Origin of the sequence: Chryseobacterium daecheongense, assembly GCA_027920525.1 — a bacterium.
GTDB classification, from domain to species: Bacteria; Bacteroidota; Bacteroidia; order Flavobacteriales; family Weeksellaceae; genus Chryseobacterium; species Chryseobacterium proteolyticum.
Map to the genome: position 1 here is coordinate 4,542,277 of CP115858.1, position 19,652 is coordinate 4,561,928.

The following is a 19,652-nucleotide window of genomic DNA, read 5'->3' on the forward strand; positions in this document are numbered from 1 at the left end:
TATAAGATGAAAAAAATAGAACGCAATATTTTTATATTAATAGCTCTTTTGGGCATTATTAGTATCTCAGCACAGGATAAAATAGGACTTCAAAAGTATGATTATGTAACCAACGGTGATGCTAATTTGTTTCAGGGCATACCCAATATTTCTTTTCCGTTGTTTAATGTGGCTGTGCCAACAGCAGGAATTAACATAAATCTTTCACTAAATTATAATTCAGAAAGTGCTTCTTCATTTAGTCTCATTAGTGATGTAGGTAAAGGTTGGAATTTATCTTCAATAGGAAATATTGTTAGAAACAAGACCAGGATTGACACTGATTTTTATATGCCGACCGGAGATGTAAAAGAAGCCGGGTCTGATGTGTACTATTATGATTATCCGAATGGAAGCGGGAAATTTTACATTGGAATGGATAAAATAACGGGTGAACTAACTGGTGTTCACACGACACCTTCCAATGATAAGATTATTATTACCAAAGATGATGCGAAACCAAATAAAGTAAAATCATTTACAATAATAGATACCAAAGGGAATCGTTATGTATTTGATAAGACCAACATTAATAAACTCTATATAGGAGACGGTTTTGATACAACTGCTATAGCTATAGCACAAAAATCTAAATTTATCAACAGCGGGTTTTTTCTTTCGAAGATCATTAATGTTAAAAATGAAGAGGTTGTCAGTATTGAGTATTTGACAGCAAGTGAAACTATTAATTTACCTTCTGGAACATTACAAAGTCAAAAAATAAAGAAAATAACAATAAATGGAGTAGGAAGTATTGAGTATGATTACCTAAATAATGGTACACCCACTAACCTTAATTCACCGCGTGATAAAGATTGGTATGTGTTGAAAAAAGTAATGCTAAAGAATACTCAGAACCAGATTGTTAATCAATATTGGTTTACGAATACAGGGTATTTGAAAGAGCTTGTCAATATGGATAAAAATAATAATCCTATTCAGAAATTTTCTTTTGAATATAATAATGGAAATAGTGTTAACAATAATAGTTATATTGATGGTTATGGATATCCTATTGTATATGATCCTTGCAGCCTAGATGAAGGTGAGCTTCCCTCTCCTTATCAAACTAACCGTAAGTCTGTTTCTTATGGTTCTTTGAAACGTATTATTTTGCCTACCGGAGGAATTACAGAGTATGAGTTTGAATCTCATTCTTTGCCCTTTAGTGAAAGCCCATGCTCAGGACCTACTTGTTATTATGATAATTATGACTTTGATAAAATATATACTTTAAATTTTGATACAAAATTAGCAACCCAACATACTATTACTTTGCCTTCAGGATATCAGAATAAGTTATTTGTAAAATATAATTATACTATACACCCAGGGCAAACCGGGAATCCGGGAAGTTCTAATGTTATAAGCTACACGATTAATGGGAAGGATCCTCAGACTTTTTTAAATCCATATACTCAACAAGAGTGTCCAGATGTAAGCCAATTTGCATTCACCAATCAAGTTTCCCTGAACGTTAAATTTACAGGGCTCAAAAAAGGATATGGCACAGTAGAAATTTATGCTGCCAAACAACAGAAAAGAGATAAAAATAAATATGCATATGGACTCAGAATAAAAAGTATCAAAAATTTTAATCCAGGTTCTTTAACGCCCATCAGCTATACCCGATATGAGTACGATACCTTTAGTGACCCATTGTTATCTAGTGGTGATGGCCTGGATATTTCCGAAGATATATCTTATTTAAATGAGAGTCCTAAAGCTGCTGTTCCTATTGGATACACAAACGTAAAAACCATCAATATGATTGATGGGAGCTATTCCAAATATTATTTTTATCCACAATCGACTTTTGCCGGGCTCACCTCCTCTTTCAATAGCATTGATGATAAGGATATGCGAAATTATTTTAGGATGGCAGGACTCTTACAAAAAAAAGAAGACTATAGTCCTACCAATCAACTTTTGCAGAAATCTGAAATGCAATACACCTATAAAGATGTGCCACTTGCTAATATCAACTTTAATGGAAACCCTGTAAAAAAGATCAATATCTCTAAACAGTCTTCCACTACTGAAAATTATATTGCTGGAACTACCAAAAAATTGGTAAGCTCTTCTGAAAGCCAGTTTGAAGATATTTACAACAATATGACTTCTTCAAAGGAAACCTTATCAGATGGAACTATTGTGGAAAAAACGATTCTTTATCCTGCTGATAAAGGGATTCAGAAACTTATGACGGCAAATATGGTAGATGTTCCATTGGAAACTTCTGTTAAAAAAAACGGCAAGCTTATAGGAAAAGCGGAAACAAAATTTGACAATGCTGCTCATCTTTATCCCACTTCCATGATTAGCTATAATATGGAAAATCAGACAGCGATGGGAGGTGGGACTTTAGATATTTATGATAATAAAGGAAATCTTGTACAAACTACAGCAAAAAACGGAATTCCTACCACAACCATCTGGGGATATTACCAAAGCCAACCTATTGCTGTGATCTCGGGTGCAACGTATTCACAGGTAGCTAATCTGACCACTGTAAAGGCAGCTATTACAGCATCTAATAATGACCGTGACAATCCTGCAACCGAACCTGCTCTTCTAACGGCCTTAGAAAACCTGAGAAATGACATCGCCTTAAAAGATTTTAGCATAACAGCAACTACTTACGACCCATTAATTGGTGTTACCAATAGTATTTCGGCGAACGGAATCAGAATGACTAACGTATACGATAATGCGAATCGATTGATTAAAGTAACGAATGCTGAAGGTAAAACACTGCAGGAATATCAATATAACTACAAACAGTAGATGTATAATGTACATAATTAAAAATGTATTAATGTAAATGCATGAGTACATAATACATAAATACAAAATCAAAACTTATGAAAAGAATTTTAAATATTTTTACCATATTGTTTGTAGCGGGATCATCTTTTGCACAAACATACCCCAGCACTGCTGAGAATTTTATTTATACTAAAAATTGTCTTGATGCGGACTGTGTCAGGAAAACAGAAACCGTAGAATATTTTGATGGACTTGGGAGACCTGTTCAGACCATTGCGATAAAAGCCACTCCCCTTGGAAGGGATGTAGTGACTCCTATTGAATACAATCCACTTGGAAAACAGGTTAAAGATTATCTTCCTATACCTCAGCCGGGAACACAAGATGGAGCCATTTATGGAAATCCCCTTGATAATGCTTCGGCTGCGGGATATGGAAATGAAAAGATTTATTCCGAAAAGATCTACGATAATGTATATACCAATCGTGTGAAACAAGTAATTTCGGTTGGTACGGCCTGGGCACAGAAACCTATTGATATGGGCTACGATACCAATATTAATGGTGAAGTGAAAAAATATACCATTACCACAAATTGGCTTGAAAACAGAACTGATTCCGGAATTGCCCTGTCTGGAACCTATGCTGCAAATCAGTTAATGAAAACAACCATTACTGATGAGGATCTAAACACGACCACGGAGTTTAAAAATGGTGAAGGAAAAACGGTCTTGGTAAGGAAAAACGATGGAACAAAAGACATAGATACTTACTATGTATATAATGAATTTGGCCAGTTGGTATATGTATTACCCCCATTGGCTGTTGCTACAACAGCACCCGATCAGACTAAATTGGATGCCCTTTGTTATCAATATCGTTACGACGGCGTAGGGAAGCTCGTTGAAAAAAAATTACCGGGAAAGGGCTGGGAATATATCATTTATGATCAGCAGGACCGGATAATTCTAACACAGGATGCTAACCTAAGGACAACTACCAATACTTTTGGAGCAAAAGGATGGATGTTTACGAAGTATGATAAGTATGGAAGAGTGGCATATACAGGATTTTATCCGAGTACAGAATTAAGATCAGCGTTGCAAAACTCGGTTAATGGGATTACAGTAAATCCTGCCAATAATGAAGAGAGAAGCTCATCTTCCTTTACAGCAAATGGAATAGATATTTATTATACCCAAAATGCTTTTCCGAAAATAAATCTCAAAATAATAAGTGTTAACTATTATGATACCTATGCTTCATATAGTTTCAACCCTGCTTTTCCATCTACTATATTGAACCAGACGGTGATAACGGATATACAAAATACTTCTGTAAATACCAAAGGCCTTCCTGTTATGTCAATGGTGAAAAATATTGAAGACGATAAATGGACAAAGAATTATGTGTATTACGACAATAAAGGACGGGCTATCGGAGGATATTCTATTAATCACTTGGGAGGCTATACCAAAACAGAAACAGAATTTGACTTTGCAGGCATAACAAAGCAGTCAAAGGTATATCATAAAAGGTTGGTAGCAGACACTGAAAAAATTATTACCCAAACTTATGAATATGACAACCAGAACAGGCTGAAAAAACAATGGCATCAGGTCAATGGCCAGCCTCAGGAACTTCTTGCTGAGAACTTTTACAATGAATTATCACAACTGTCTCAGAAAAAAGTAGGGAACAATTTGCAAAGTATCGATTACACCTATAATGTAAGAGGTTCTGTAATTAAAATGAACGATCCCGGTAATTTGGGAACCAAACTATTTGGATATGAGCTAAAATATCAGAATCCTGCCAATACTTCATTGTCCACAGGTAAATATAACGGCAATATTGCTGAAGTAACCTGGAAAACTGCGGCTGATCAGGTTTTAAGAAGGTATAATTATCAATATGATCCTTTGAACAGATTAAAGAAGGGAACCTATTCCGAACCTAATGCTTCTGTTCCAGAGAACAATTTATACAATGAGTCGGTTGTATATGATATGAATAGCAATATTACTTCATTGCAGAGGAATGGAAAAAACTCAGTGGGAGCGGCTGGATTAATAGATAATTTAACTTATACATACAGCGGAAATAAGCTCAACACTGTTAAGGATTCATCCGGAAACTATGCCGGATATCCGGATAGCTCAGGAACAATGATCACGTATGATGATAATGGAAATATGAAGAACCATGTGGACAAAGGAGTTTTACAGATTGATTATAATTTTCTGAACCTACCGGATTATGTGATGTTTGATAAAACCTATAACCCAAGGCTTTCCGGAACCCAGGATGCTGAATACAATGTAAATACCAGATATTTATACAGGGCAGACGGTGTTAAGCTTAAGAAGACTTACCTGTATGGTTCGGGAGAAGAGAATTTAGAAACCTTTACTATAACAGAATATGTAGATGGATTCCAATATGAAAACACAGCGAGCATTATTAAGCCAACGGCACCTCTTACTTTAAAATTTGTTCCAACCTCCGAAGGATACTATAATTTTGAAAATAATAAGTATATTTACAGCTATAGTGACCATTTAGGAAATGTGCGTATAAGTTATACAAAAAATGGAGCAGGAACCCAGATTGTTGAAGAAAATAACTATTACCCTTTTGGACTAAAGCATGAAGGCTATAACAGCTTAGGAGGTAATCCAGCCTACAGTTATGGATACAACGGCAAAGAATTACAAAAAGAAACAGGATGGAGTGATTATGGTGCCAGAATGTACATGTCCGATATTGGAAGATGGGGTGTAATTGATCCATTAGCAGAGCAATACAGAAGGCTTACCCCTTATAATTATGCCGCTAATAATCCTATTATGTTTATCGATCCTGATGGGAGGAAAATAAAAGCTCCGGACAGCAGTGGCGAAGGAATGTCGCTTTACCATGGAGCCACTCCGGGTATGGTGGAATATGTAGGACCTGGAAGCCGTTCCGGTATTTTAAAGTTTCTGGGGTTAGAAGATGAAATGGGTAAGTTTTATATTAGAACTGATGGTGGCGGTGGCGGTGGCGATCCTACTCCGAAAAAAAATGACGGTCCCAATTTAATACAAAGAATTGGTAATTTCTTTAGTAATCTTTTTGGTGGAAAGAAAAGTACTTCTTCCGGACATACAGTAAAAGCGACAATAATAAGTATGACATTAATTCCAGAAGGAGTTGCAACAACTTTAACTTTGGAAGAAGCTATGGCTACAGCAGGTATGCTTAGTAGAGGACTTTGGGGATTACCTTTAATGTTAAATGGGGATAGTTCTCATGCGCGTGGTTATAATATTCCTCTTACTGGAACAACGGATGTACCGACTGATGAACCAGGAATTTTACTTTATAGAGGAATAGCCGCCCCTAAAAATGTTTTTGATGCAGATATGTATTCTCAAGGCTTAATGGGTGTTGCAATACCGAATGGCTTAAGAATGGTCAGCACTCTAAAAGGACCACATAGAAGTCAAGATTTACATGCGGAAGGTGACAATTATTCTATATGGACATCTTGGACAACTGACCCTGTAGTAGCTAGACATTTTAGTGGAGGAACAGGGGGGATAATTTTATCTAAATATTTCCAAGCTGGGCAAGCTATACCAAATTTATCTATTACAGCCCAGGGTAATTCAATTCCTTCTGGAAAACCAGAAAATGAATGGCTTGTTTCAGGAGTTGTTTATGGTGCAACTGTTAAATTAATAAAATAGTATGAAAGAAAATATAATAAATTCTATTATGGCTTTTGATCCAGCTATGAATATAGAGAATCTTGAGTATTCTAATAATCTTATTAATATAAAAGACTTGATTTCTTTGTATAAATTAAGATTAAATATATATTATGATAAAGATGCTCCTTATAAAGAGATAGAATTCTTGGAAAAAAAAATTTATGCCTTCAATCAGTTAGATAGAAAAAATATTTCAAATATCAAGATGGTTAATGTAAATAATTACATCTTTTATCTGGATGAAGAGTTTATGGAAATATATTTAATAATAGATAATTTACAAAAAGAGGTTAAGAATTTATTGTAATGTCCCAGACATGTTGGTATCCTTTATTCTCCCCTGCTGGCGCGAGCGTCACGCTCGTGTCCAAATAAAGATTAACAATCTACATATAAATCCGAGAAGGTACACTTTCTCGGATTTTTATTAGGAGAAAGACGGGGCATATTTTATAAGTTTTGCTACAGTATTTTTGGATAGATAGTTTTAAGAGAATGGAATACTTTAGCAGGCAAAAGAAATTCAAATATTGAAAGATTACAATTTTGGCAACAACATAACAAACCTATTGAAATATGGTTTTTAAAGGTCTTTGAGAACCTTATGAATGGAAATATAGCAGTACAAGAAATTACTATAATGATGATCATGAAATTTGGAAATAGATTTAAATTTGTAATTAGTGCATGGGGGTAGCGGGGATTGGAGCAGGAGCAAGAAAAATATCTATTTATGGTTCATCAGTAATTAATCAAGGATTTTTAAATCCAAGTATAGCACAACGATTCGGTTATTCATTCGAGAAGGTTGGAAATGGAATTATTTTGCAGAAAACTTTAAAATAATATTTATATGATAAAAGATAAATCATCAATATACCTTTCAATTTTCAATAGAAAAGGTGGGGAAGGGATTAAAACAAAAATTATTAATAGAGATAATGAGAATCAATTCAGGACATTGTTTTCAAATTTATCTGATCAAGAAAAACCATTAATTATTTTTTTTGAAAATATTTCAAATTGGATTTTATTGACTAATAATAGAATTATTATCAATAAGCAAGATAGTTTTTCATTTGTAAAAATAGATGAAATTATAGAAGTTGTTCCAGCCTTAAAAGAAGAATTGAAAAATGGCATTTATCTAAAAAATAATTTTACAAAATTAAAATTGGGATTAAAAAATAATGATAATGTTATACTTGATTTAGAGCAAGGATTGCCATACGAAGGTTTATATCAGGTTTTACATTTTATTAAAAGCAATAATATTAGTTCCCTCTCATAAACCGGCGTTACCCGATCCCCTGCTGGCGCTAGCGTCACGCTCGTGCCCGAATAAAGATTAACAATCTATATATAAATCCGAGAAGGTACACTTTCTCGGATTTTTATTAGGAGAAAGACGGGGCATATTTTATAAGTTTTGCTACAGTATTTTGGATAGATAGTTTTACGAGAATGGAATACTTTAGCAGGTAAAAGAAATTCAAATATTGAAAGATTTTTCAATTTTGTCAACAACATAACAAACCTATTGAGATATGGTCTTTAAAGGTCTTTGAGCAAAATTAAATTACATCCATCAGAATCCTATTGAAAGTGTTTTTTGTAACAGAACCTTATGAATGGAAATATGGTAGTGTAAAGAAACTACTATAATGATGATCATGAAATTTTGGAAATAGATTTAAATTTGTAATTAGTGAGTGGGCAACGAGCGTGACGCTCGCGCCAGCGTGGGGATATTCTTGTTGGAAGAATAGATACAAGAGAAATTAGGACATTTTACAGAGCAGATTTAAGAAGTACAAATCCACTTCAAGATGCCGTAGACCTTGCTGCAAGCTTAACAAAATAAGACTATGATAAATTTAGATTTAAATACAGTTATAAATATATTGTCATTGTATGATTATTCAAAAATGACAATAGAAGAAAGGGAAAATATAATAGAACTTGAAGGGATAGAAGAAGAGGAAATTTATGAATGGCTTAAAGAAAAATATATAGGTGTCACAATTTCATATATAGAAGAAAAAATTAACAAATTATACGGTTTTTCTTTTATTATAACGGGGACACCAAAAGAATTAGTTCCATGTCCTTGTTGTGGTTACAAAACAATTTTAGAGAAAGGGAATTATGAAATTTGTCCAGTTTGTTTTTGGGAAGATGACGGAAGTATAAACGATTTAAAATATAGTTCTGCGAATCATATGACCTTAAAAGATGCAAAAGAAAACTTTAAGTTAAAAGGAGCTATTTCAGAAAAGTTTTTGAATTTTATAGAGAAGGACGCTAAAATCAAATATTATAATGGTTATTTGTAATAACAAACTATTTTAATCCCCTGCTGGCGCGAGCGTCACGCTCGTGTCCAAATAAAGATTAACAATCTATATATAAATCCGAGAAGATGGAATTTGATAAGATGAGGGATCAACTCAATGTTTTATTTGAAAGGTTAGACTTTAAAACAGTTTCAACTTTAGATAACAAAGATTTTAGAACATTAGCGCATAATTTCTTCATAGGGATAAACCAACTTAGAGATGAAGGCTTAATTTTAAATGATGATTTTAGAAAATTTGTCAATGATAAGCATATTGAATATGATCATGATGATTACGGAAATGATTTAATATATGAGGAAAGGATGCAGGATATCCTTTCCGCATTAACAGAATTCTGCTCACCTCCATGGTTCTGGAATACCCCATTAGAAGAGTATCTGACTCAAAAATGGTAAATTTTTAATTTCGAATAAACAAAAAAAACCGGCTCTACAGCCGGTTTTTTTAAGGTACGAACCATAAAGTTGCTAACCGCACCTGTTATGGATTGGATATAATAAGAGCAGAAGGGATATCGGATAGCCAGATACTTTTGGTATCGATTAATCCTTTCCAGCTTTTACTGCTGATGAGCATAAGATCCTGGGAGCTTAAAAACTCCTTTTCGATCTTTTTCTCGTTATATAGGGTGATGTGATTAGGAGCAACCTGTTCAATGCTTCTGATGAGTTCTTTCACCTCGATATTATTCCGGATCTGTCCTGCGACATCCAGAATGATGATCTGTGAATTATTATTGTTGATAAGCCTCTTGGCGTATTCCAGCAAGTAGAAATCGCTGAGGTTGAAGATCGGGACAAATACTTTATCAGCACTTTTGAAATCTTTTTCTACCAGAACGCCTACCGGGATATTGGTTTTATCAAGGATTTGTAAAGTGAAATCGTCAAAAGGGGAGTTGTTGAAAATATATCCTTTTCCTTTTACGGTATTCAGGAGTTTTTCCGGGTTGATGATCTTCGTGGTGAAACCCAGCAGCCTGCCTAGTAGACTTCCTTCATACATCGATTTTCCAAGCATGATTAAAAGGAGGTCGTAGTTTCCTTTGTTTGAAATGCTGGTGAGATCGTTTTCAATATCCGTAGAGGCCTTGAAAAGGGTCGTGACTTCAAGTTTCAGGTCGTGGGAGGTTTCGATTACATTTTTAAACTGCTCATTCTCGTATTCATTGATGTCATAGGCATGCATTTCCTCGACGGGAGCAATATTCATGGCAGTAATGCTTTTATTGCCATTCATTTTATTGGTGAAATCATGGGCGAGTTTTAATAACGTGCTTCCCGATTCAGGATTGTCAAAGGAAAGCAAAACACGGTATTTCGAATCATGATACCCATTTGGGATATTTTCATCCTTTTTAGATTTAAAAAGATAATTGAAAAAATCCAGTGCCGGTCCGGTCATAAAGGTGGTGAACAAAGCCATGATCACCAGCATGGCGAAAATTTCGGGACCCAGAACACCGAGGTCATATCCGATATTCAGAACGATAAGTTCCATTAATCCCCGGGTATTCATCAAAGCGCCGATCGTTAAGCTGTCTTTCCAGTTGATCCCGAGGAATCGTGCAGCTAAAGCACTTCCTGCAAATTTTCCTGCCACAGCAATCAGAATAATAAATCCGGCGGTCATCCAAAGGTGTCCGTCATTGAGCAGTCCGATCTGTGTCCGAAGTCCTGTAAATACAAAGAATAGAGGAAGTAAAAGAACCAGGGCCACATCTTCGATCTTATCGATGAACATCGTACGGAATTTGGCATTCTCAGGCATTATAGCTCCTGCCATAAAGGCTCCGAACAAAGCATGAATTCCGATCACTTCCGTTACATATGCAGAAAGAATAAGCGTTAAAAAGAAGATGGCGACCATCGGTTTGTTGATGGTGTTTTTACCCGCTTGCAGATCACCGATCCTTTTGAGGAACGGTCTTACGATCTTGATCATAAAAAAGACATAACCTATGGCCATTAAGATCACGTAGATCGAACTGGCAAAAGATCCGGCTTTTACAATAGCGATCACAGCTGCAAGGATACACCATGCGGTAATATCATCTGCTGCGGCACAGGTAATAACGATGGTTCCCAGTTTGGTTTTCTGCAGATTTCTCTCCTGGACGATCCTTGCCAGTACCGGAAAGGCGGTAATGCTCATTGAAATAGCAATAAATAAGGCAAAAGAAGTAAACTGGATACCATCCGGTGCAAATTCCTGATAGATGAAATAGGAGAGTCCGATACCCAGTGCAAAAGGAATAATGATACTGGCGTGGCTGATGACCACAGCATCATGCGCCTTTTTTCTTAAGACACTAAGGTCAAGCTCCATACCAACGATATACATGAACAGGATCAGCCCGATCTGGCTTAAAAACTGTAAATTCCCAAGGGATTCTTTTGGAAAAAGAAAGGATGAAAACTCCGGAAAGTACATTCCCAGTAATGAAGGTCCCAGAACAATACCGGCAATCATTTCTCCGATCACCGTCGGCTGCTTTATTTTCATGCAAATCCATCCGAATAACCGGGCGACCAGGATGATGGTAACGATTTGTGCCAGCAGTAAAGCCAATGGATGATGAAGGTTGGCTCTAAATGATTCTATAAAGTTATCCCAGGTAGATCCTGAACTTGTTTTTACAACAAGATTTTCTTTTACCTCCAATGTTTGTCCTTCAATAATGAAGAAGTACATCAGGCAAGAGAAAACAGCGATCGTAACTGCATAAAAAATAATATTTCTGTATTTCCCCAAATTCATAATCCGTTATTTTAGTGTAAATTTCTAAAGAATATATGGATGACAGATATTATTTTTTGTAAAATGTAATAAATGCCATAAATAATGTAATGAAAAATCTATTTTAAAGAATATCCAAGCCCAATTCCTACTTTCCAGCTGCCATTTTGTGTTGAAGTCTTGGTATTATAGTACACCGGAACCTGAAGGGCTATCTTTTTGTAAACAAAAGTAAGGCCTGCCCCCAGATTAGGCGTAACTGCATTGTTTTTCGTCCCTTCTGACCGGTCTTCTTTGATCCGTAGGGAAGGAAGCATTCCTACAATAAATTTTGTATGGTGCCAGGTGATGTTGATATTAGGTCCCGTAAAATTGATGAAAGCCCCATGATCCACATATCCGGCTGCTGCCACTCCGTCAAAAAATGCTGCTTTCACGTGAGAAGTAGCTTCCTGGGAAAAACAACATCCGGATATGAGAATTCCACATGCATAAAAAAATCTTTTCATGATCAATCATTTAATCAGGGGCAAAAGTACACGGACTGATCATTGTAAAAAGGAGCCTGTAATGAAAGACCTGAATTCTGCAGCGAAAACCGGATCATTTGAAGGATCTATTTTCCGAACATTTCCATCAGAGCGCTTTTATAGGTATCTCCGATCTGAAGTTTCAGGAAATTGTCATCTTCCGCAGGAATTGTGGTAATGATCTCGTTGGTTGAAAATACTTTGATGGAAGACAACGCGATGATCTCTTTTTTATTGACCTGGGCGAAATCTTTAGCAGGAAGCATGTCAAGAAGATTCTTAAAATTGAGGTTTTTAAGGACGATATTGGTTCCGTCGTTGAGAATAATATCTTTATCCCGGCTGTCGATCTCCGAGGTTTTAATGTAAGCAATCTGCTCTGTGAAAATAATGGTTTTCCCGATATTCGTATTCCATTCGATAAAGTCTTTCTTCTGCGGGCTGTTGACCAGTTCCTTCGCCTTTTCAAAAGCCTGAATGAGCCTTTCTTTTTTAATAGGTTTACGCACATAATCCACCACATTAAGATCGAACGCTTCGGCGGCATATTCTTTATAGGCTGTCGTGAAAATGATCTTTTTAGAATCTGAAATCAATTCTGCTACCTGAAGTCCCGTCATTCCCGGCATTTCAATGTCCAGGATGCATACGTTGCAGTCGATGGAATGGATTTCGCTGAGGAAAATTTTAGGATCGTTAAAAGCCTTTACCACCTCTACATGATCAATCTGTTCACATAGAAGCTTTAAATAGCTTATCGCCAGCAATTCATCATCAAGAATAACGCACTTTATCATAGAACTCTCCTAAATTAATTTGTAATTCTGCTGTGAAGATCCCGTTTTTAGAACTTTTTTGAAGCTGATAATGCGTGTTATAGATCATCTTCAGTCTTTGATCCAGGGACTGGCTTCCGAATCCGCTTTTTTCTTTTTCCAGAACGTTTTTCAGGGAAGCCTTGTTGATCACCTTCATGGTATAGATTCCGTTTTCCAGCTCGAGATAAATGGATATAAAAGAATCCTGCGCCAGAAAATCGGTATGTTTAAAAGCATTTTCTATCAGGTCTACAGAAATCAGCGGGGCAAATACTTTCTCTTCAAAGATACGGTCGGATTTATCGATTTTGGATTTGATCCTGAAATCAAAAAGAGGGTTGATCTTGATCTTATTGATTTCAATAAGGCTTAAAGCAAAAGTGAGTTCTTCCTTCGGGCTCACGAATTTGTTATTGCTCTCGTATAAGATATAATCCAGAACGTTCGCCAGCTTATCCAAGGACATATACGTCTGATAAGCGTGAGACTGAACGGAATTAAGAATATTTTTAAACAGATGCGGATTCAGCTTGGTACCAATGTGTTCCAGCTGAACTTCATTCAGCCGCTGCTCAATCAGCTTATTCGTTTCCGACAGCTTGGTATTTCGTTGTTTGAATTTTTTATTCTGGCCAAACAGGTAGATGCTTACCGTAAGAAAAAAGAAAATAGCAAAGACTCCAATGAATATCAGATAATCATGAATCATGTAATAATTGCCATCCATGGTTGTTTTCTTTAAATAATACCTGCTTATTTCAGTTTTTTAAGGCTGTTAAGCGTTACCGTTTCCTCACATTTTTCATATCCGATCTCGTAGGTCGGATGGGTTTCCGGATAGATCAGTATATATTCCGGACATGGTTTTTTCTGAGCATGGCTGCGGTCGAAATCTACTTTTCCTTTGGTGATAATACTGTCTTTCAGAAATTTTTCATCAATCTTTAAGGTTTTCATTTCATTACTGAATGTCTCTGAATACTTAAAATCCTTGGAAAGCGTTTCAGCAATAACACGGCTGTTGGGCAAATACCCCGAGCAGCTTGCCCCTTTTTTGTTTAATATAAAAAATACGATAATAAGCCCCGGAATAAGGCCGATTAAATAAAACTTAAGTTTTTTCATTAGAAAATTAAAAGATTGATATCATGATAAGTAAGCCCGAAACGGTCGCAGATGATCTTTTTCGTATGCCTTCCTTTATACATATAAAGACTTTGCTTCATTTCATTTTTGCGGATCAGCATATTTTCAAAGCCACCTTCCTCATCATAATTTAAAATGTAGGATAAAAAGAAATTAGAAATAGCCTTTGTTGTCGTTCTCGGCATTTTTGACGTAAGATTCGGAAGACCGCAATGGATCACTCCGTGTTTGATAATATAAGGCTCATCCATGGTAGTAAGTTCCGAAGTTTCGATCACTTTTCCATTGTCGATGGTGATATCTATGATTACACTTCCTTTTTTCATTTTCATTACCATATCTTCCGTAACGATCGGCTGCATATTCAATCTCGGAAGGGCTCCGATCACAACATCTGCACGTCTTAAAGCTTTACCCAGCTCTTTAGGATCGATAATAGAAGTAGGAACACGGCTGTCTACGATGGTATGAAGTCGGCGTAGTTTCGATAGGGAATTATCAAAAACCCTTACGCTGGCTCCTAAACCGATAGCTGCTTTGGTGGCAAATTCGCCCACGATTCCTGCTCCAAGGATCAGGACTTCCGAAGGTCGCACACCTGTAATTCCACCCAGCATAAGGCCATTGGATAAAGCCAGCAATTCCGATGCATATAGGATGGAAACGGTTCCGGCAATTTCACCTACCAGTCTTACCAGGGCAAGCTGCTTGTATTCGTCGATAATAAATTCGAAAGCGATTGCATTGATCTTTTTCTCAGCAAGCTTCAGGAAATATTCTTTCTCTCTTAAATTGATCTGAAGGGCAGAAACCAGATACGTATTAGGCTTCATATAATCAATTTCTTCCTCAGTAGGAGGGTTGATCTTTAAAATCAAATCCTGTCCGAAAGCTTCTTTGGGATCTGTAGTGATCTTCGCTCCTGATTCGGAGTACTGTAAATCTGTAAAAAAAGATCCTATTCCGGCTCCCGATTCGATAATGATTTCGTGGCCGTGATCTACCAATACCTGCACTGCATCAGGAGTGATACAGGTTCTTCTTTCGTGAAGACACGTTTCTTTGGGAACACCAATACTAAATTGTTTACCCTTCTTTATAACTTCCAGTTTTTCCTCTTTCGGCATCAATTCTTCTTCAGTAAAAGGAGTGAAAATATTTGTAGTACTCATTCTTTACATTAATTATGTCTTACAGATAAATGTTTTTATAATCAAATTTAATAAGCAAAGATACATAATATTTACTCGAAAGTGATTTCTCTGCTTTCACCGGTATTTAAAATGCTCATTGAGTGATATTCCAGGCCGTACAGCTCTTCTTCATATACTTCCGGCCATTCGATAATGCATAGATAAGCATTGTCCAGATATTCCTCAATACCGATATCATACACTTCGTCAATATTTTTCAGACGGTAAAGATCAAAGTGAAAAATTTTTCCTTTCGGACTGCTGTACTCATTCACAATAGAATAGGTCGGGGAGCTTACTTCATCCTCACTTCCCAGGTTTTTAAGCAAAAACTGTGTAAATGTTGTTTTTCCGGCTCCCAGGTTTCCTTTTAGCAAAAGAATAGGATGCTGCAATTGAGGAATGATCTTTTCCACTACAGCCTGCCAGTCTTCGATTTTATTGATTTTCAATTCCATTTATGATGTATAGTTTAATATATTGTTTCGGGCTTCCTTGGTCATTAAACCCTGTTCTATGTAAAAGTTAAGCTGATTGGATATTTGTAAAAGTTCTCCTGGTTGTTTTATCTGAAACAGAACTTTCCTTTCCTCATTATCCAAAAGTCTGATTTTTAAATAATTATTGCAGCCTTGGGAAAAAGCACCGTCAGCACCGTTCCTGATAATGAACCTTCCCTTGTGATCATTTTGTACTATTTCCACATACTTTAGATTTTGCGTCAAAAAAACCTCATTGCCGACGGTAATTTTTTCTTTTTCAAAAATAAGTTTTCCTTCCATTCGACCTTTTAGCTGTTCCGGAAACCAGACATTAATAAAACCTCCGATGAAGGCAATAAACATAGGTATTCCTATGATCCATGCGAACCAGCCCGGAATTTCCTTTTCCGGAACTTTGAGTATATAAAGCACAAAAGCAACAGTCAGGAAAGGGATACCTATTAAAATATAAATTAATCTTTCCCTTGTCCATATAAAACCGTTGGCAGGTTTGTAGATATTAAAAGCTTTATAATCTTCAGCCATACATGAAACTTTTATTGAGAATGCGTTCAACCAGGCATCCTGTCATTCATCCGGGTGTCATTTTTCATTTGTCAAATTTAGCCTAATTATTTTATTTAGATCGAACACGAATTTTATCAATTTTAAGAATTTCACGAAGGGGGATTTTTTTGTTTTACAATAGAAATATTATACTTTTACACCATGATTTCCAAACAGACCATTGATAAGATATTCTCCACGATCCGGGTAGAAGAGATTGTGGGTGAATATGTGCAGCTGAAACGGGCAGGGTCTAATTATAAAGGACTCAGTCCCTTCCACGAAGAAAAATCTCCCAGTTTTGTCGTTTCTCCGAGTAAGCAGATCTGGAAGGATTTCTCTACAGGAAAAGGAGGAACTGCGATTTCCTTCCTCATGGAAATTGAAAACTTTACCTATCCCGAAGCGCTTCGCCATGCTGCCAAAAAATACGGAATTGAAATTGAAGAAGATCAGCGCGAGTTTTCTGAAGAAGCTAAAAATGCCCAGTCTGAAAGGGATTTATTATATAAAATTCATGAAGTGGCCAATGATTATTTTCAGAATTTCCTTTGGGGGGCTGAAGAAGGAAAATCCATTGGATTGGCTTATTTCAGAGAACGTGAGCTGAAAGATGATATCATAAAAAAATTCCAGCTGGGGTATTCTCCTGAAAAGAAAAATGCCTTTACGGCGTATGCTTTAGAGAAAGGATATTCTAAAGAAATTCTTGAGAAATCAGGACTCTCTATTTTTCCTGAAAATGCACCGAATGGAATTGACCGTTTTCGTGAAAGGGTCATCTTTCCGATCCATAGCTTCTCGGGAAGGGTATTGGGTTTTGGTGCCAGGATCCTTAAGAATAATGTAAAAACAGCAAAATACCTCAATTCCCCGGAAACGGAGATCTACCATAAATCGAATGTCCTTTATGGATTAAACCAAAGTAAGCAGGCTATTTCCAGGAAAAACGTCTGTCTCTTGGTGGAAGGATATATGGACGTGATTTCCCTTCATCTTTCCGGAATTGAAAATGTGGTGGCAAGCTCGGGAACTTCCCTGACGACAGAACAGATCAAACTGATCAAAAGACTTACGGAAAATGTAACCATTCTCTTTGATGGAGATAATGCCGGAATTAAAGCCAGTTTCCGGAGTATTGATATGTTGCTGACAGAAGGAATGAATATCCGAGTTCTTTTATTTCCTGAAGGAGATGACCCGGATTCGTTTGCCAGAAAACATCCGCAGGACTATGTGGAAAAATTCATCGAAAATGAGGCGATGGATTTTATTGATTTTAAAGCTGAAATTCTTTTAAAAGAAGCAGGAGGTGATCCTATTAAAAAAGCCGAGGCGATCAGGAACATCGTTAAATCCGTAGGGTTTGTTCAGAATGCCTTGAAAAGAGAGGTTTACTTAAAAGAAGTTTCCAATAAATTCGGACTTTCCGAACAGAGCTTGTTTAATGAACTGGATGTCCAGAGGCAGATTACCCAAAATCAGAACCAGCATGTTCAGCAGCAGAAAGAAAATGTTCCCGTTAAAATGGATATTGTTCCTCCGGATGAGGATAAAGGGGATCCTTTTCTGTATGATGTCTTGTTTATGGAGAGTAAGCTTGTGGATCATATGCTGATGTTTGGAGATGTTGTTTTAAAAAGAACGGACGCTAATAATGAGGAGTATCAGATCACGGTCATTGAAGAAATTCTGCACCATTTTGAGGAAGAGCAATATCAATTTTTGGTTAAAGGAAATGAGATCATCATTAATCAGGTAAAAGAAGGCATCCAGCAGGATGAACTGAGAAGCGGGAATTTTTTCGTATCTTTTATGGACGAGCAGATCACCTCGAAGGTAGTAGATGCGTTAATTCCATTGGATGAGCTTGAAAACTGGGCTTCCCGGAATATTTATCCTCCCAATTACGGGGATAAAGTGGCAGAGCAGATAAAAGGTGACGTCTTGCTGCATAAATACCGGTATATCGACTACCTGATCAAAGAAACGGCTAAAGAGCTGGATCAATACAGCGGAAAAGATGAAGGAAAATATTTTGAACTGATCAAAAAGATCACCTTATTGAAACAGGCGTCAATGAAACTCAATGATATTATCGAATACTCACCCATTAAAGGGATTTATAGAGACAGCAAAAGATAATTTTAAGACAAACTGTTGGCGGGGCATCAATCATTTCTGACAAAAAGTCCTATAAAATTTTAGGAATAAAAGTTGTAATTTAAACTTCAGAAAAATTTAAAATAATACCAATAGAAATATGGACATTAAAAAAGAATTCAGAGATTTCTCTGTAAAGCATTTAGGAAACAGCGGTTTGGTTACCGATCAGTATATGGGAATGTATGGTCCAACGAATCTTACGCCTTACATTATGGAGGAAAGAAGATTGAACGTTGCTCAGATGGACGTTTTCTCCCGTTTGATGATGGACAGGATTATTTTCCTTGGAACCGGAATCGATGACCAGGTAGCTAATATCGTAACAGCACAGCTTTTATTCCTTGAAAGTGCTGACCCTTCAAAAGATATTCAGATCTATATCAACTCTCCTGGTGGTAGCGTATATGCAGGTTTAGGTATCTATGATACGATGCAGATCATCAAACCGGATGTAGCGACAATCTGTACAGGTATTGCTGCTTCAATGGGAGCCGTATTGTTAGTTGCCGGAGAAAAAGGAAAACGTTCCGCACTTAAGCATTCAAGGGTAATGATCCACCAGCCTTCAGGAGGTGCACAAGGTGTTGCTTCTGATATGGAGATCAACCTGAGAGAGATGTTGAAATTAAAGCAGGAGCTTTACGATATCATTGCAGAGCATTCAGGACAAACTTATGAGTGGGTTGAAAAATCTTCTGACAGGGATTACTGGATGACTTCTGAAGAAGCTAAAAACTACGGAATGGTAGATGAGGTTTTACAGAGATCCAAAGAGAAAAAATAAGTTTCTTTAAATACTAATGAAAGCGCACCGATAGGTGCGCTTTTCTTTTTTTATAATAATCCTATGTCATTAACTACGTCTGATCTTCGATTTCAGAACGGAGCGCATATGAGGTGAAGGAATCTAATACTATATGTCTTTTTTTAACCACAAAAGTCACAAAAGTTTTTAAACACGTTAGCTATTTTTAAGAGCCAGAATGCTGTATAGAAAGTACACTTAAGTTTTAAAAAAATCTTTGATTTTTTGACATCGACCTGGGAACCGGAAACGTTAAAAAAATGAATCCTATAAACGTTAA

General features: G+C 36.4%; 16 protein-coding genes and 1 pseudogene. 9 read left to right on the forward strand and 8 right to left on the reverse strand.

Features of this window, described 5'->3' with window-relative positions; all coding sequences use genetic code 11:
* Positions 1-6: 6 nt before the first annotated feature.
* The 7 genes and pseudogenes from PFY10_20410 (at position 7) to PFY10_20440 (ending at position 9,321) form a co-directional block, all read left to right on the forward strand.
* Positions 7-2,826, forward strand: coding sequence for a hypothetical protein (locus tag PFY10_20410; protein ID WBV56551.1), 2,820 nt, complete (start codon positions 7-9; stop codon positions 2,824-2,826).
* Positions 2,827-2,903: 77 nt separating this feature from the next.
* On the forward strand, positions 2,904-6,542 hold the full coding sequence (locus PFY10_20415) for a DUF6443 domain-containing protein (GenBank protein WBV56552.1): 3,639 nt from the start codon (positions 2,904-2,906) through the stop codon (positions 6,540-6,542).
* A 1-nt stretch (position 6,543) separates the two neighbouring features.
* Positions 6,544-6,873 (forward strand): hypothetical protein, encoded by a 330-nt coding sequence (locus tag PFY10_20420; GenBank protein ID WBV56553.1) that lies wholly within the window; start codon positions 6,544-6,546, stop codon positions 6,871-6,873.
* 546 nt (positions 6,874-7,419) lie between these two features.
* On the forward strand, positions 7,420-7,857 hold the full coding sequence (locus PFY10_20425; protein ID WBV56554.1) for a hypothetical protein: 438 nt from the start codon (positions 7,420-7,422) through the stop codon (positions 7,855-7,857).
* A gap of 131 nt (positions 7,858-7,988) precedes the next feature.
* A pseudogene (locus PFY10_20430) lies at positions 7,989-8,271 on the forward strand (hypothetical protein).
* A 163-nt stretch (positions 8,272-8,434) separates the two neighbouring features.
* Positions 8,435-8,902 (forward strand): CPCC family cysteine-rich protein, encoded by a 468-nt coding sequence (locus PFY10_20435; protein WBV56555.1) that lies wholly within the window; start codon positions 8,435-8,437, stop codon positions 8,900-8,902.
* 86 nt (positions 8,903-8,988) lie between these two features.
* Positions 8,989-9,321 (forward strand): hypothetical protein, encoded by a 333-nt coding sequence (locus PFY10_20440; GenBank protein WBV56556.1) that lies wholly within the window; start codon positions 8,989-8,991, stop codon positions 9,319-9,321.
* Between the two features lie 85 nt (positions 9,322-9,406).
* On the opposite strand, the gene PFY10_20445 is transcribed toward PFY10_20440, so the two are convergent.
* From PFY10_20445 to PFY10_20480, 8 genes are all read right to left on the reverse strand, one after another.
* Positions 9,407-11,680, reverse strand: a complete 2,274-nt coding sequence (locus PFY10_20445; protein ID WBV58967.1) for a cation:proton antiporter — start codon at positions 11,678-11,680, stop codon at positions 9,407-9,409.
* 104 nt (positions 11,681-11,784) lie between these two features.
* Positions 11,785-12,174: a hypothetical protein gene (locus PFY10_20450; protein WBV56557.1), complete on the reverse strand. Its 390-nt coding sequence runs from the start codon at positions 12,172-12,174 to the stop codon at positions 11,785-11,787.
* 107 nt (positions 12,175-12,281) lie between these two features.
* The gene (locus PFY10_20455) at positions 12,282-12,992 is read right to left on the reverse strand and encodes a response regulator transcription factor (protein WBV56558.1); all 711 of its coding nucleotides are present in this window, start codon (positions 12,990-12,992) and stop codon (positions 12,282-12,284) included.
* Positions 12,970-13,740: a histidine kinase gene (locus PFY10_20460; GenBank protein WBV56559.1), complete on the reverse strand. Its 771-nt coding sequence runs from the start codon at positions 13,738-13,740 to the stop codon at positions 12,970-12,972. Before PFY10_20460 ends, PFY10_20455 begins: the two co-directional genes overlap by 23 nt.
* 26 nt (positions 13,741-13,766) lie before the next feature.
* Positions 13,767-14,138, reverse strand: a complete 372-nt coding sequence (locus tag PFY10_20465) for a hypothetical protein (protein WBV56560.1) — start codon at positions 14,136-14,138, stop codon at positions 13,767-13,769.
* Positions 14,138-15,331, reverse strand: coding sequence for an alanine dehydrogenase (locus PFY10_20470; protein ID WBV56561.1), 1,194 nt, complete (start codon positions 15,329-15,331; stop codon positions 14,138-14,140). The genes PFY10_20465 and PFY10_20470 overlap by 1 nt, the downstream gene beginning before the upstream one ends.
* A gap of 71 nt (positions 15,332-15,402) precedes the next feature.
* The gene (gene tsaE, locus PFY10_20475) at positions 15,403-15,810 is read right to left on the reverse strand and encodes a tRNA (adenosine(37)-N6)-threonylcarbamoyltransferase complex ATPase subunit type 1 TsaE (protein ID WBV56562.1); all 408 of its coding nucleotides are present in this window, start codon (positions 15,808-15,810) and stop codon (positions 15,403-15,405) included.
* Positions 15,811-16,380, reverse strand: a complete 570-nt coding sequence (locus tag PFY10_20480; GenBank protein ID WBV56563.1) for a hypothetical protein — start codon at positions 16,378-16,380, stop codon at positions 15,811-15,813.
* Between the two features lie 183 nt (positions 16,381-16,563).
* Here PFY10_20480 and dnaG point away from each other — a divergent pair, with 183 nt between their 5' ends.
* Positions 16,564-18,546, forward strand: a complete 1,983-nt coding sequence (gene dnaG, locus PFY10_20485; GenBank protein ID WBV56564.1) for a DNA primase — start codon at positions 16,564-16,566, stop codon at positions 18,544-18,546.
* A gap of 118 nt (positions 18,547-18,664) precedes the next feature.
* On the forward strand, positions 18,665-19,351 hold the full coding sequence (gene clpP, locus PFY10_20490) for an ATP-dependent Clp endopeptidase proteolytic subunit ClpP (GenBank protein WBV56565.1): 687 nt from the start codon (positions 18,665-18,667) through the stop codon (positions 19,349-19,351).
* Positions 19,352-19,652: the final 301 nt, after the last annotated feature.

What these genes read in the sequence shown, in the direction of transcription:
- PFY10_20410 (WBV56551.1), top strand. Translation starts at nt 7, where the DNA reads ATGAAAAAAATAGAACGCAATATTTTTATATTAATAGCTCTTTTGGGC.
- PFY10_20415 (WBV56552.1), top strand. Translation starts at nt 2,904, where the DNA reads ATGAAAAGAATTTTAAATATTTTTACCATATTGTTTGTAGCGGGATCA.
- PFY10_20420 (WBV56553.1), top strand. Translation starts at nt 6,544, where the DNA reads ATGAAAGAAAATATAATAAATTCTATTATGGCTTTTGATCCAGCTATG.
- PFY10_20425 (WBV56554.1), top strand. Translation starts at nt 7,420, where the DNA reads ATGATAAAAGATAAATCATCAATATACCTTTCAATTTTCAATAGAAAA.
- PFY10_20435 (WBV56555.1), top strand. Translation starts at nt 8,435, where the DNA reads ATGATAAATTTAGATTTAAATACAGTTATAAATATATTGTCATTGTAT.
- PFY10_20440 (WBV56556.1), top strand. Translation starts at nt 8,989, where the DNA reads ATGGAATTTGATAAGATGAGGGATCAACTCAATGTTTTATTTGAAAGG.
- PFY10_20450 (WBV56557.1), bottom strand. Translation starts at nt 12,174, where the DNA reads ATGAAAAGATTTTTTTATGCATGTGGAATTCTCATATCCGGATGTTGT.
- PFY10_20455 (WBV56558.1), bottom strand. Translation starts at nt 12,992, where the DNA reads ATGATAAAGTGCGTTATTCTTGATGATGAATTGCTGGCGATAAGCTAT.
- PFY10_20460 (WBV56559.1), bottom strand. Translation starts at nt 13,740, where the DNA reads ATGGATGGCAATTATTACATGATTCATGATTATCTGATATTCATTGGA.
- PFY10_20465 (WBV56560.1), bottom strand. Translation starts at nt 14,138, where the DNA reads ATGAAAAAACTTAAGTTTTATTTAATCGGCCTTATTCCGGGGCTTATT.
- PFY10_20470 (WBV56561.1), bottom strand. Translation starts at nt 15,331, where the DNA reads ATGAGTACTACAAATATTTTCACTCCTTTTACTGAAGAAGAATTGATG.
- tsaE (WBV56562.1), bottom strand. Translation starts at nt 15,810, where the DNA reads ATGGAATTGAAAATCAATAAAATCGAAGACTGGCAGGCTGTAGTGGAA.
- PFY10_20480 (WBV56563.1), bottom strand. Translation starts at nt 16,380, where the DNA reads ATGGCTGAAGATTATAAAGCTTTTAATATCTACAAACCTGCCAACGGT.
- dnaG (WBV56564.1), top strand. Translation starts at nt 16,564, where the DNA reads ATGATTTCCAAACAGACCATTGATAAGATATTCTCCACGATCCGGGTA.
- clpP (WBV56565.1), top strand. Translation starts at nt 18,665, where the DNA reads ATGGACATTAAAAAAGAATTCAGAGATTTCTCTGTAAAGCATTTAGGA.